9 protein-coding genes and 1 pseudogene are annotated in these 13,721 nt (G+C 63.7%); 7 read left to right on the forward strand and 3 right to left on the reverse strand.

The annotated features are described in order from the left end of the window. Positions 1 to 783: pseudogene (locus HOV91_RS22700) on the forward strand (hypothetical protein); the annotation flags it as partial. Between the two features lie 45 nt (positions 784 to 828). On the opposite strand, the gene HOV91_RS22705 reads toward HOV91_RS22700, so the two are convergent. Both HOV91_RS22705 and HOV91_RS22710 read right to left on the reverse strand, forming a co-directional pair. Beyond that, positions 829 to 1,725: a phosphotransferase gene (locus tag HOV91_RS22705; protein WP_174187439.1), complete on the reverse strand. Its 897-nt coding sequence runs from the start codon at positions 1,723 to 1,725 to the stop codon at positions 829 to 831. After that, entirely contained in the window at positions 1,722 to 3,182 is a 1,461-nt protein-coding gene (locus HOV91_RS22710; protein ID WP_174187440.1) for an NsdA family TPR-like regulatory protein, read from the reverse strand. The genes HOV91_RS22705 and HOV91_RS22710 overlap by 4 nt, the downstream gene beginning before the upstream one ends. 310 nt (positions 3,183 to 3,492) lie before the next feature. On the opposite strand from HOV91_RS22710, the gene HOV91_RS22715 reads away from it, so the two are divergent. From HOV91_RS22715 to HOV91_RS22740, 6 genes are all read left to right on the forward strand, one after another. Next, on the forward strand, positions 3,493 to 3,672 hold the full coding sequence (locus HOV91_RS22715; RefSeq protein WP_174187438.1) for a hypothetical protein: 180 nt from the start codon (positions 3,493 to 3,495) through the stop codon (positions 3,670 to 3,672). 64 nt (positions 3,673 to 3,736) lie between these two features. Further along, positions 3,737 to 4,222, forward strand: coding sequence for a hypothetical protein (locus tag HOV91_RS22720; RefSeq protein ID WP_174187441.1), 486 nt, complete (start codon positions 3,737 to 3,739; stop codon positions 4,220 to 4,222). Between the two features lie 16 nt (positions 4,223 to 4,238). Next, entirely contained in the window at positions 4,239 to 5,567 is a 1,329-nt protein-coding gene (locus HOV91_RS22725) for a phosphomethylpyrimidine synthase ThiC (protein WP_174187442.1), read from the forward strand. Between the two features lies 1 nt (position 5,568). After that, a complete protein-coding gene (locus tag HOV91_RS22730) occupies positions 5,569 to 6,597 on the forward strand; it encodes a nucleotidyltransferase family protein (protein WP_174187443.1) in 1,029 nt (342 codons plus the stop codon). Further along, entirely contained in the window at positions 6,594 to 7,574 is a 981-nt protein-coding gene (galE, locus tag HOV91_RS22735; RefSeq protein ID WP_174187444.1) for a UDP-glucose 4-epimerase GalE, read from the forward strand. Before HOV91_RS22730 ends, galE begins: the two co-directional genes overlap by 4 nt. A gap of 325 nt (positions 7,575 to 7,899) precedes the next feature. After that, a complete protein-coding gene (locus tag HOV91_RS22740; RefSeq protein WP_174187445.1) occupies positions 7,900 to 12,792 on the forward strand; it encodes an ATP-binding protein in 4,893 nt (1,630 codons plus the stop codon). A gap of 195 nt (positions 12,793 to 12,987) precedes the next feature. Here HOV91_RS22740 and HOV91_RS22745 read toward each other — a convergent pair whose 3' ends face one another. Continuing rightward, positions 12,988 to 13,515: a hypothetical protein gene (locus HOV91_RS22745; RefSeq protein WP_174187446.1), complete on the reverse strand. Its 528-nt coding sequence runs from the start codon at positions 13,513 to 13,515 to the stop codon at positions 12,988 to 12,990. Between the last annotated feature and the right edge of the window lie 206 nt (positions 13,516 to 13,721).

Here is a 13,721-nt window from a genome sequence, read left to right on the forward strand (position 1 = left end):
CAGCCGCCCCGCCCAACGCCACGTCCAAAGTCCCCAGCTGCGTCGACACAGATCGCGAACAACCCGCTGATGCAGCTAACCGATCACCAACTCGATGAGCACATCAGACAACTCCAGCTCAGCATCGCACTCACCGACACCGACGCCTTCATCTACGGCCCACCTGTACTCCGACCAGACCGACCCGACCCCGCAGACCAAGCTCGCCGCCACGGAACCGCCCACGATGCAATCCGCACCGCCCAGCAAGCCGACCAACACCTACAGGCGGCGATCCAAGACCTGCACACCATCACCACGGCGCTTCACGAAGCCCGCACCGAACTTTCGACAACACCCCGCTACCGCCGCGGACAGCGCCGACAACTACAAACACGCATCGACGCACTGCTCACCGAACGCATCAACCGCGACCGGCACCACACCACCGCTCACGACTCCGCCCGCCGCGCGCACCGCACCGCGATCCTGCTCGCCGGAGCAGAACACGAGTGGGACCAGATACTCGCCAACCACGTAAGGCCCCCATGCGCGGAACCGAGTGCCAGCAGCCAATCCCGAGGTTTCGGCGACCAACAAGCCTGCGAAAACGGCACCCATCTGCAGCGCGAACTCGATGGATACCACGCCGAATTGGACCGTCGTGCCGCACTGAACCCAACCCAACGGAACTTCGAAGACTTACTCCGAGAAGACACCGCACGACCCGATGAGAACGACTTCAGCGCCGACGAGTCGATGGAGTTCTCCGAATGGCAGCTTGACACCGGTCTCGAACTATGACTCGGTAGGCACTCGTACGTTGTCGGATCGCGTGGACGCCCACGATCACGAAACAGCCTGCCACATTACGGCCCTGTCGCCGGTTCGCAACGATTGGATGCGATGCCGCAGCTGTTCGGCTGCCGCGGTTTTGGTCGGCGCGAGCCGGATGTAGGCGCCGAGCGAGTGCAATTCGATGATGTCGCGCAGCAAGGTCCATCCGGGCCAGTCGAGCAGGTCGTACCCGTAGGCCGCTGCGAAGCGTGCCCGCTCGTGTTGTGGTTGATGAAAGTGATCGGGCAAGCCGTTCACCAGGTCGAGTTCGCGTGGCCCGATGCTGCATTGGTCCCAGTCGATCAGCAGCCACTGCCCGTCATCGCAGACGGCGTTCTCGCTGTGGACATCGGCATGCACCAGGCCCTCCCCGAGCGGGAATTCGGTCTGCGTGAACTGGCCGACCAGTGCTTCGGCACGGGCGCGCACCCACGCGCTGTCAGAGTCGGTAAGTGCGGGTGTCGTCCGCTCGTCATCAAGAGCCAGGGCTTCGAACAGCCGCCGCAACGGCTGGTATCGCGGCACGGGGAACGGTGGCCGCGCCACCGAGTGCAGCCGCCGTACCAGTGTGCCGAGGTCGGCCGGACCTGGCCGACCTGGCGAGGGGCGGTAGGGCCAGAACGTAGCGATTGCGCCGTTGGCGGTGACTGGCTGGGCTCCGGCCGTTGGAGTGAGCGCGATGGATTGGGCTTCGGCCGCCAGCCACCGTGTGACCGCGACGGCGGTGTGAGCGCGCTCGCACCGGTAGGCGGTGTCGGGGGCCAGGCGCACGACAAGATCAGCGTGGGGCAGCAACCACACTGCGTTCGACCGATGATGCAATAGTCGTGCATCGCGGTCGTCGACACCGAACTCTTCACAGGCGGCGCGCACGGCGGCGCGACCGGGAAGCTGGCTCTCGGTGGTCATGAGGCCGCAGTGGCGAGGACCGCTCTTAGATCGCTGCGCAAGTCAGCGACGATCGGGTCGCCGTCGTGTCGGGTGGCGATACCGTCCAGGTCGCGGAGGCGGACGTAGCAGCGGGGTGAAGACAGCTCGTTGATCGCCGTGATCGCCTCACGCCCGTACTGGTTGGCCGACTCGAAATCACCCGCCTGCAAGCAAGCGCCGGCAAGGGTGGGCAAGGCGACTGCGCGGCTGCGCGCATGTTCGCTGGCGTGTCCAGTGATCGCTGTGGACAGACGCTCGACCGCCGATGACGCGAACTTAGGATCTGAGAGCGACAGCAGATACATCGCATGGCCGTGTTGAGCGGCGATTTCCGCGGGCGTCACGAACCATGCCCAGGAAGGAGTGGTGTCGGGTTCGGCTGCGGCGTAGCGGTCTTCGGACAGTCTAAGGGCGCGCTGGGTGGCTGCGGAGTCGTTCAGGGATGCCCAGCACCAGCCCATTACCGTGGCGATGTACCCGGCGGTGATGGTGCTGATCGGATGGCGCCTGTTGGCGGCGGTCGATGAGGCGAGCTGAACGAATTTCAGTGCTTCGTCAGGTCGTTTCAGGTGCAGGGACTGGTGGGCCATGTCGAGCAGAATGCTGACCGTGAGGTCGGTGCTGCGCGGATGGTCTTCGCCACGGTGCGCGGTGTGCAGGGCGTATGTCCATAGTTTGCGGGCCGAGTCGTGTTCTTCGATGTCGTAGGCCAGCCAGCCGGCCATGCTTGCCAGGTCGGCGGTGGCGATCCATAGACGTGTTCGAATGTCCGTGCTGCATGCGGCGCTTTCCAGGGCGCGGACTTGGTGCAGTTGGGTGAGTGCTGCGGTCCGGCAGAGTCCGCCGCCGTGTGCGAGGTCCCATCGCCGGAATCCTTCGGTGATGGCTTCGATGGCGTCGATGTCGGCGGATCCGATGTGTGGTCGGGTGACTGGCTCTAGCCGGTCAGGGAGGATGCTGCCCAGCCGGTCGAGTTGCGGGTGAAGATGGGAACCGAGTGCGGCTGCGGTTGCCAGGGTGATGAAGTCTCTGCGTTCCACCCACGTCACCTCCTCGCGGGCCAGATTACTCGCAGACCCGGGGCCGAACCCGAGCAGCGAAGCGGGGATCGCGAAGGTATCGGCGATTCTGGCGACCAGCTTGGCGCTGGTGAGGCGGCGTTCTCTACGTTCGACGGCTGACACTCTGGACTGCGTGAGGTCGAGCAACGCGGCCAGCTGAAGTTGTGAGAGGCCGGTTGCTTCGCGAATCAGGGTGAACACGACGCTGAAGTCGTGGTCCGCGAGCGCCGCGCGGATCGTGGGGTCGTCGAAGAAGTCGGCGGTGAGCGCGTGCTTGAACCCGGCAGCTGAGGCGCAGTCGGGGCAGAGGTTTCCGGCGTGTCTTGTGGGCAGCGCCGTGCGGCATGTGCGGCAGATACGTCCCCCAGTATTCATATCTCACCTCAGTCGGTTGACCGCAGTTTGTCTCACAGTATGCGGTGGATGGCTTTTACGTGCACAAATGCCCCTTTCGCCTGATCCCGGCCCCTTGTTGGCGATGCGCAAGCCCCAGTGGGGCTAGCCCTGTCGGGCGTTGGGATGGCAAGGCGCGGCCGCGAATCTGGGACCAGCACCCGATGCCGGGGCATGCGGTCGACGCTGTTCCGCCCTTCGCGAGTGATCAGCAGTGAGCGGAGCCGGATTCGGGCGCGTGCACCTGGGCCCGGCATCGGCGTGCCCACCCACCGACTGTCAGGGAGCTGTCGTGAGAATTTCGCAGAACACACGGGATCTGTGGGCCGTGCAGTATCGCGACTGCGCGGCCGAGCCCACCGATTTGGATCTGGACCGCGCCCGCTTCATTCTCCACGCTCATGCCGCCCACGGCGGCGGATGCCTGCCCTACCTCGCGGCGATGGCCTACTCGTTCGGAACCGAGGTGTAGCCCGAGCATGCCCACCGAACGCCACACACCCATACTTACGCGTTCGTCGCAGATGACAGCGGCTGTGCGACAAGTTTTCTCGCTCTCCGGGGCCGATTCTCGGCTGCCTCGGATTCCGGACTGGCACCAGCTCTGCGCGGCATTCCGCGGCGCGACGGGTCACAACCCGGGCGACCATCTGATCACCCGGTGGGCGCAAGCGCTGGCGCATCTGCACCGCACCCGACGCGTCATTCCCGAACGCGCGGTCGGAGTCGACCGACGCCGAGACGATGTCGTCACGCTGATCGACAACTGGGTCAGCACCCACATTCAGCCACGACGCGGCACCGAACGCATAGGGCCAGCCATGGATGCCCTGGCCGCCGCGTACGTCGATGCCGAACTGATCCTCGCGACTGCCGAGCACGCCGCCGAACCCGCCGTGCGTGAGGCATGGATCCACGTCAGTGCCCTGGCTGTCGACTGGGCTGACCTGATCACCGAAGTCGTCGACGGCCAACCGCCCGCACCGCGGCCTGCCGGGTCCACCACTCCGATACGTCTCTGATCGAAAGGACACGCCAATGTTCACCCTCGCAAGAGATCCTCAGTTCATCGCCACCTGTCAGGCCGAAGACCTCGACCCTGACACCGCCGCCCGCAGGGTCGAAAGCGGCACCCTGGTGTTCCTGCGGTCGCACGCGAGTCGGCACATGACGGCCTTCAAACCGCTGCTCGTCGGTGAGGACACCCGCCGGAAAGTTGCCGCTCTCGTCGGGCTGGGGCCGCGTGACCGCGACCGGCAGACCATCGTGGAAAGCATGGCGGTCGTCCTCGCCGCTGGACCCGACGCTGTCATGGACCTGACCACCAACCCTGAAGGGGTGGCGCTGCGCGCGGATCTGAAGGAAGTCATGGGCGTACCGCTCGGCGCATGCCTGACATATGACCTGTTCGCTGATCCCCGGAAGAAGTTGAGCCGCAATGAATTCCTGAACCGATTCGAGCTCGGGTTGGCCGCTGGTGTCGACTTCGTCCTTATCCATGCAGGCATCAACCCTGCCCTCGCGCGGATGAGCGAGCAATCCGGCCGGATCATGCCCACGACCTCACGAGGCGGTGGGTTGCTGGCCCGCTACATGCGCATCCACCACTGCGACAACCCTCTGATCGAGTACTTCGAGGGGATCCTCGACATCTGCCGCCGCCACGAAGTCGTCCTCGACCTCGGCGACATCTTCCGCCCCGGCGCCACCGCCGATGCGGGCGACGAGCTGAAATGGCGCGAGATCCAATTGCTGGCCGAACTCCGCAAGGACGCGTTGAGCGCCGGAGTGCAGGTGTTGTGCGAAAGCGGCGGGCACATGCCGCTGCACCGCATTCCCGAACTGATCCCCGCCTACAAAGAAGCACTGGGCGGTGCGCCGCTGTGGCTGGCCGGACCGATGGTCATCGACAACGGCGTCACCCTCGACGACACCGTCAACGCCCTCGGTGTCGCGGCGGCCGGACAGTGCGGCGGCGACATGTTCGCCTCGATCACCCACAACGAGCACTACGCCATGCCCACCGCGCCCGACACCGCCACCTCCATCCGCATGGTCCGTGTCGCCATCACAGCGCTCGACCTGGTGCGCGGCTGGGAACCCGAAATCGCACGGCAACGCGCTATCAGCGTGGCCCGCCGCGCCAACGACTGGGACATCCAGCAAGGCCACGCCCTCTACCCCGGCCTGGCAGGCAACGCGTTCATCACCCACGGCCTGCGCAAAGGCGCGTCCTGCACCATCTGCGGCTCACTGTGCCCGCACATCACCGCGAAAAAGGTCCACGAGGAAACACCTGTCCCCGCCCACCAGCCCGGACCCGTCCTGCTGCCCATGCCTACGCCTTCCAGCGAACCGGAGGCATGAAGTGGACACCACCACCTTGGCCGAACGCATCACCTCCCGACTCCCCCACGCCGCCGCCGTCGCCCGGGAAGCCCTCGATATCGCCGAAGACCTCCGCACGCTCGGGCACTGCGTACCCGCCGACGACTGGCTGATCGTCGGCGGCTCCCTCGCCCGCGGCGAACCCACCTTCATCCGCCACGACGGCAAGCCGCTGCTGATCAGCGACGTCGATCTCCTCTACGTCCACTACGGAGACCGCCCCTCAACCCAAGTCCACGACCTTATGGCCATCGCGGAGAGATACTTCGACACAGTGGATTTGATGACCTTGTCGCTCGGCGACTACCGCGCCATCCAAACCTCTCTTGGGCACGACTTCAAAAACCTCGGCCTGCCCGCCACCGACCGCGGCCTGCCCGACCACCACCCCGTCACACTCGACGCCCGCGATGCCTACGAAATCCTGCTCTACTACACCCAGGCCTACTTCTGGCTCGGCCTCCACGACCAGTGGTCGACCGGAGCGGCTTCCACGCGCTTCCACCTGCTCATCAGCCGACTGTGCGTGAAGATCCTGCGAGCTACCGCCATGCTTGAGGGCGCCTACGCCCACCACGACTTCGGCCAAATGGCGCCGCACCTCGCCGAGCAGATGCGCGCTGAGTTGCGTTGGCGCGCCGACCCCACCCAACCGCCCATGGATCCGGGACGATTCTGGACCTACCTCCACCACGCCTTCACCCGGTTCGACACCGAGTTCGGACAACCACGCCCCGACGCGGTCAACTACACCCGCTACGCCGTCACCAGCAGCGGCCGAATCGTCGCCCGCCACCACCAAACCGTCCACGCCCTCGCACGCGCCATGGCCGAGGCATGGCACACCACACCCGACCCGACCGCGTTGACTACGGTGAAGCAGCGCGCCTGGGAACGCATCACCGGCTGGACCGGCAGCGCACGCCGAGAAAGCCCCGAAGACCACTTCCGCGCGCACAAACAAACCATCCACGACCACCTACTCGCCATGAAAGTGCAGGTCAGATGAAAATCTTGGTCACCGGGGGCGCAGGATTCATCGGCGCCACCGTCACACGACTGCTCCTCGACGCCGGACACAAAGTCACCGTCATCGACGACCTCTCCCGCAACGACGACCGCCAAATCCCCCACGACGCCGAATTCATCAAACTCCGCGTCCACGACATCGCCCAAATCCTCACCCCCGCCTCCGGCTACGACGCCGTCCTGCACTTCGCCGGCCTCATCGCCGCAGGCGAATCCATGCACCACCCCGAATGGCACTGGGACAACAACACCCGCGCCTCCCTCGCCCTACTCGACGCCATGCACACCGCCCACGTCGGCAAGCTCGTCTTCTCCTCCACCGCCGCCGTCTACGGCGAACCCACCCACCTGCCCCTGCTGGAAACCTCACCCACCAACCCGGTCAACACCTACGGCGACACCAAACTCGCCATCGACAAAGCCATCACCACCTACACCCGCGCCTCCGCGCTCGGCGCGATCTCCCTGCGCTACTTCAACGTCGCAGGCGCACACGACTGCGGCGACGGCACCATGATCGGCGAACGCCACAACCCCGAAACCCACCTCATCCCCCTCGCCCTCGACACCGCCCTCGGCCACCGCGACAAATTCACCCTCTACGGCGACGACTACCCCACCCCCGACGGCACCTGCATCCGCGATTACATCCACATCACCGACCTCGCCCAAGCCCACCTCCTCGCCCTCGACAACATCCACCCCGGCGAACACAAGATCTACAACCTCGGCAACGGCATCGGCTACTCCAACCACCAAGTCATCCAAGCAATCCGCGACGTCACAAGTGTCGCGTTCGACATCGAGACCGCACCACGACGACCAGGCGACCCCGCAACCCTCTACGCCTCCTCCCAACTTGCACAACGCGAACTCGGCTGGACACCACAGAAACCAGGCATCACCGACATCGTCCGTGATGCGTGGAAGTTCCACAGTCAGCATTCGACGCATTAGCTTCAGCGCGACGGCGCGCAGCGAATCCGCCGCGCCGGTACCGCACGCCGCAGGGATGCCAGAGCCGTTAGATCCACAAGTCCCCGGTCGCCTGCTAGAGTTTTCTGCTCGTTGCCAAGCTACGCATACATGTGTCTCGCCCGCGCGGAGCGACAAAGAGAATTGGGGCTACGTGATCGATTCTATGAGCGGTTTGGTGTCGGAGGACTCGCCGCCGCTCGATGGCGAGGACACTGTCGAGCCGGTGAAGGCGATCAGCCCGTATGCAGGTGGGGGCGGGGGCTCAACGTTTGCCCACTACGTCGCTGCCACGTATGTCGCACGGATGCTGCTGGGCGAGGGTCGTCTCGAGCTCGATGAGTTGCCCGTCACGGAGGTCCATTTTCAAACTTCCGGCCGAGATGTCGATGATCTGCTGATAGTCGGCGGAACTGATGAGGACAAGGTCCAGCTACTGGTGGCCGCGCGACGATCACCGAGTTTTGTACGTAGCCATGCGAAAACTCGACAGCTCGTGGCTTCGTTGGTTCGCCAAGTATCGCGCACAGGCGACGACAATAAGATTCGCGTTGCTGTTGCTGTCGCCGATTGGACCGACCAGTTCAACCAAGTTCAAGAACTTGCCGTCCTGGCACGCCACAACCTCGATGACGAGGAGTCGTTCTATCGACAGGTGCACACGCCTGGTCGCAGGAATGAACCTCTCCGAAAACGCTACCGACATCTGTCGGACCTCATCAGAGACAGCAGACCTTCGCCCCTGCCCGAACAGCAAATCCGGTTGCTCGCGTGGCGTTTGCTCACGTGCTTGTGGGTCCTCCAGTTCCGGGTAGAAGTCGCCAACGAGGCGGACTGGTCCGCTATGGCCAACGCGTTGGGCCCGATAGCGCGCCCACCATATTCCGGTGTCCATGTGCGGGATCGTCTATTCACGTTGTGCGCGAAGTGGGACCTTTTGGGGGTAGAGGTCAACGAGAGAGTCGCTCGCCGACACCTTCGTACTCTTCTCGGTGATCACGCTCGATCGTCGAATCGGCTACAGGCAGCTTTGGATGACGCGGAAAGCTTCGCGTACCGCTCCGTTCGGTCGACCATTGGCGTAGCGACCGATGACGAACCGGCTGTTCGAGTCGAGCGCGCCGTTCTCTCGGTGGAACTCGGCGATGTCCTGCTGGGTGCTGGAACGAACGGTGGCGCTCTCGTTGTCACTGGTGAATCCGGCACGGGGAAAAGCTCTTTGGTTCTGTCGACGGTTCGCCGGTTGGCATCTCGCGACTCCGACAGGTTCGAGGCCGTTGTGGTGAACCTTCGGTATCTGCTCGATTCGATCGGCGCACTGCGGTCGTCGTTGGAACGTGGCATCGTCGACGCGCTGAAAAACTCGCCTGTCGAGGCTCGGATCGTTGTGGTGGATGCTGCCGACGCCGTACTTGAGGGTGGCAGCGTTGTCTTCGGTGAGTTGATCCGCGCTGCGCGTGCAGCGAATGCCGGACTGGTCGTCGTGTCGGCTGATACTGCGGTCAGCCAAGTACGTGATCAAATGACTACGCTGTTCAGCGCTGTTCGCGCCTTCGAGGTACCGCCTCTCAACGATGAGGAGATTACGCGAATCGCCGGTGAGGTCATCTCACTGACTGGCCTGCTCCGAAACTTGCCCCCACGGTCACTCTTGCGGCGATTGGTCGTATTGGACCTGCTGGTCCGTGCGAGGCTCACACTTGAGGGGTCTTTGACGGGGTGGGGTTGCCTCGAGATCGTCTGGCGGGGGCTCGTCCGACGCAACGAGAACAACGCGTTCGGATCACCGGAGGGACGCGAGCACGCTCTCCTCGCACTCGCCGAGCGCGAACTCGGCCTACCGGCCGCATCACACCCGAACGTGACCGATCCATCCGCGGTCGACGCGTTGCGTCGCGATCATCTGCTCGCTCCTTTCAACATCTACGATCCGCAACCGCGGTTCGCACATGACGAGGTCCGGCGTTACGCCGTAGCGCTTGTACTCTTCCGTTCCGGCGCGATCGCTCGAACCCTTGAGCATGCTGAAGTACCTCGATGGGCGATGTCGGCCGCGCAGTTGGCCTGCCAGGGGTATCTACTCCACGCGGAAATCGCTCCGTCGGCAGGCTTCGAGCGGGTCGCGCAGGGATTTCTTGATATTGGTGCCCGATTCGGGTCGAGGTGGGCCGATGTACCCATCGAAGCGGCGCTGGAGTCTCCACGCGCGTATGAGCATCTGCGGGGGCTCCCGTTGACCGCGTCCGAGAACTCGGTCCAAGGGCTCGACGACGTTATCCGCGTGGTGGGACAGCGACAGACCTTTGACGGTCTGATAGACATCGACCGCGGCGAACCTGTGGTGCGAGTTCTCCTCGAACACGACCGATCCTGGTTGCGGTCAGAATCGATCTTCACCTGCATCACCGCATGGCTGCAGGCGCTCGTTGCCATCAAGACGCCAGCTGGCAATCCCACGCGCCAGCTCTTGCGCGCACAACTCATCGACTACTGGCAAGAACACTACGAACCTCCCAGCGATGTCTCCGATACCGAGCAGCCGCACCTGGTGAACCGTTGGCTCGGGCCGGCGGGTCGCGGACGTCGTCGGCAACGCGGCTACCTAAACTACAAGCTGACCAACGAGAAACTCGTCGAGTTGTATGCCGCGCTCGGCGCCGATATCGACGCCCACGTCGAGCAGATCCTCACCGAGATCAGCGAGTGCGCACCCGCAGACCTTGCGCCGGCGGTGGACTCACCGTGGAGTGCACGCGCCGTCGCCCAGCGCAGCACCGACTTGCTTCAGATTCTGATGGAACGCTACTACATCGACCTCGAACCCGACAGTGGAGGGCTACGCGAGGACGGGATCCGCGAGCACTGGGGGCGATGGTCCCCGATCGAGCCTCCCTTCGCCGCTTTCTGGTTCGGCGGGTTCTGGCAACTGTTTAACCGTGTTCGCCTGAATCACTCGGCGTCACTGCTGAACAAGATCCTGAACCACGCTGCGCGCTACCGCGTCGACGATCACTATCGCTTCACATCGGACACGACCTCCGAGCGCACGCACGACTCCACGCACTCCATGTGCCTCTCCGGTCGAGAGCGCCACTATGTGGGCGATGGTGGAGTGTGGAATTGGTATCGCGGCGCGGCCGGCGGGCCATACCCGTGCATGAGCGCCCTCCAAGCAATGGAACGACTGCTCGACCAACTCCTCGAGGCAGGCGTACCCATGTCGGCGATCGTCCACGTCCTTCTCAAGGACTGCGAGAACCTCGCCGTTCCCGCCCTCCTACTGGGCATCATGATCCGGCACATCGAAGTCTCCCAAGAGGCAATCGAGCCTTTTCTCGCAGAGCCGATGATCTGGATTCTGGACTCCAGCCGGGTAACTCACGAGCACATCGACGTGCATGCCCCCTATTCCGATCAGCTTGTCCATTCCGAACGTCGTACGACCACGCTGCGAGAGGTGTGCATGCGGATGGTCCTCGGCGGCGACCAGGACAGGCAGGATCGCCTGCGTGCGGTCGGTCACCAACTCGCGGACAAAGGGAATGCGATCGGTATGGGCACCGAAGCAGCGGGCTGGGCCGCCTGTCTCGATGTCGACAGGTTCAGAGGTTATCGATCGGGTGATCAGTTCTTGGTCGAGGTCGAGCCACCTGAGCAGGTGGTGAAGTGGCAAGCGCAGTGGGAACCCGATCTGGAACGCACGAATACACTCCTGCGTCTCCAGAACCGCTACGCGGCTTTCTCGCGTCGCTCGGGTGGGGACTATGTCCCGCCGACGGCCGAGGAGATCTCCGTCGACCTGGTCGTGGCCGAGGACCTGCTGCAGCTGCCACCCTCGATGGCCGCGTCCGACCCCCTTGATGCCGCCGCACACGTGGCATCGACAGCCATCCGGTACGCGGCCGACGGAACTGGCCAGATGTTCGGTTCCGGGATAGTGTTCGCGCTGAAGCTGGTCATGTCGATCGTCTCTGCCTTCGAAGACGGTGCAGATCACAGCAACGAGAACCAGTACTACGCCCTCGGCGCTGATCGAGCCGCGGCGACAGCACTTCCTCTACTCTTACTTCCCGATCTTTCCGAAGGCCTGGCTGCTGCTGGATTCACAGTGGCCGATGTCGATCGCGCTGCGTACGCTCTGACGCGCAAATCCTCGCCAGAGACACGCCTGTATCTCGCGCGGGGATGTGATCGCCTCTGGTCGAGCACGTGTCATGGGAACCCCTGCTTCCACCACATTGCCTTCGACTGGCTCACGGACACCGCGCGAAATGCCGAAATCGGGCCGTGGGATGCAGAGGGGCAAACCCGCGCCCAGATACGCATCACCGCCGACCCGACTGAGCGACTCACCGAACTCGACGACGATTCCATCGACTCGGACGCACTCGGCTCGGCAATCCGCGGATTCGGTGCCGCCGCCGCATCGAGCAGTTGCATATCCGCACAAGCAATTACCCAACTGGATATTCTGCTCCTAACACATCGGCGCGCGATGGTTGCCCACGACAAGCAAGGATGGTCGGTCGACCACAATCAAACTCAATCCCTCGTAGCGGCACGCGCCCTTGCCTACACCGCAACCGTCACTGGTATCGAGCCTTTGACTGTCCACCTCACCGCACTCCGCGGAAACTCTCACCTGCTCGCCAGTTTCCTGCACATGCTCGCAGCCGTCGGAGCCGAAACACCGAAACTCGGACAAAGCGTTCGGACCGCGTGGCCCGCTCTTGTCGAACATGCCCTGACACTCTCGGTCGGAACACCCAATCCCTACACCGACCGCACCTGGGGCGACTGGGCATTGGCATCGCTGATGCCTCGCCCCGCCGCTTGGACCGAAGGGCTCTACAACGAGATCGAAGTCGAACCTTTCGACTGGGTAGTCGCCGACGAACTGATCGACGTAATCCCGCGATGGGTGACGCTCGCCCGCGGACACAAAAAATGCGTCGACGACCTCATCAGCCTTCTGCACCGGCTCACCCCCAGCCGCCAAGCCACCTTTGGCCTGCACTGGGTCGAAGAACTGTGTGTGCATAACGATCAAGTCAGGGTCCACTCTTCTCCCGTACTCAACGAGTGGTTGATCGGTCTGTACCGGGACGCGGAAGCACAGGGGCAACTCCAGCGCTGGCAAAAGCTCGTGGACCGGCTAGTCGCCGCCGGCAATAGACAACTGGCACCCTACTCGGTTTGACAGCCGCGCCGAGCCCTCCTCTGCCCAGTGCAAGCTGGGGCCAGTCTCCGTGCTTCTCACCGCTCCGCTTCGAACCTGTCGCTGCGGACCGTGTCTATGTCAGCCTCAACCAAGCTGCTGCCCTTTCGCATGAACAAGTCCAAACCGCAACCCAGAACCGTTCGAGGGCGACGTCTGTACTGGTAATTCGCGCGACTACTGCTGTCGGTCATGAGACGATCGTGTGCCATGACGCACCTGCGGACGAGCCCGCTCCCGGGTGAGCGACGCGACGAGTACGCCGCTCGCCTCATAGTTGAGGCGAACACCGAGCACACCCTCGAAGTCATTGATGACGGCAGCGCCAACAATCTCGTCGACTATCGAGTACTCGGTCTCGATGGTAAGGCTGTAGGAGCGATGGAAGTTGGTCGGAACACCGTGCCAGCGGCCCGCATGGCCGAGAACGCTTACGGCAAGAATGCCGCTGGCCCCCGCCGTATCACCGGGTTGGATAGGACTTGGTTGGTGCTGTGTGAGCGGGATGCAACCAGGTTCAACCGGTTGCTCGATCGGCTGGCGCCCCTCCTGCGCGAACTGGAATCGACAGGGCGCACCAAGGCAGACACATTTGGTGCATACCCCTACGGTGGGCAGCATCTGACCGTTGAATGGAGGCTGAGAGAACTCGGAGTAGTACACGTTTCGTCCTTCGACGCTCGCGAGGGCCGCCCGGAAGTCCATGTCGCGCACTCCCACGGATACACGAGCGGTCTCGGAGCTGAAGTGGCAGTCGCCGAGGCCGAGAACTGGCTACTCAGCAGCGACGCGGACCAACAGGGTGCGCGAAACAAGTTGCTAGATGCGGGCATGCCCGAGAGGCACATGTTCGTATGGGTCGATCGACACAACGTTCCAGCTTCCCGCGGCTTGGCCGAACCTAGGCTCCC

It is taken from the genome of Nocardia barduliensis, from assembly GCF_013315795.1.
GTDB classification, from domain to species: Bacteria; Actinomycetota; Actinomycetes; order Mycobacteriales; family Mycobacteriaceae; genus Nocardia; species Nocardia barduliensis.

Bases quoted from the DNA above. Each gene is read 5' to 3' on its own strand.
- HOV91_RS22705 (WP_174187439.1), bottom strand. From the start codon at position 1,725: ATGACCACCGAGAGCCAGCTTCCCGGTCGCGCCGCCGTGCGCGCCGCC.
- HOV91_RS22710 (WP_174187440.1), bottom strand. From the start codon at position 3,182: ATGAATACTGGGGGACGTATCTGCCGCACATGCCGCACGGCGCTGCCC.
- HOV91_RS22725 (WP_174187442.1), top strand. From the start codon at position 4,239: ATGTTCACCCTCGCAAGAGATCCTCAGTTCATCGCCACCTGTCAGGCC.
- galE (WP_174187444.1), top strand. From the start codon at position 6,594: ATGAAAATCTTGGTCACCGGGGGCGCAGGATTCATCGGCGCCACCGTC.
- HOV91_RS22740 (WP_174187445.1), top strand. From the start codon at position 7,900: ATGCTGCTGGGCGAGGGTCGTCTCGAGCTCGATGAGTTGCCCGTCACG.
- HOV91_RS22745 (WP_174187446.1), bottom strand. From the start codon at position 13,515: ATGGACTTCCGGGCGGCCCTCGCGAGCGTCGAAGGACGAAACGTGTAC.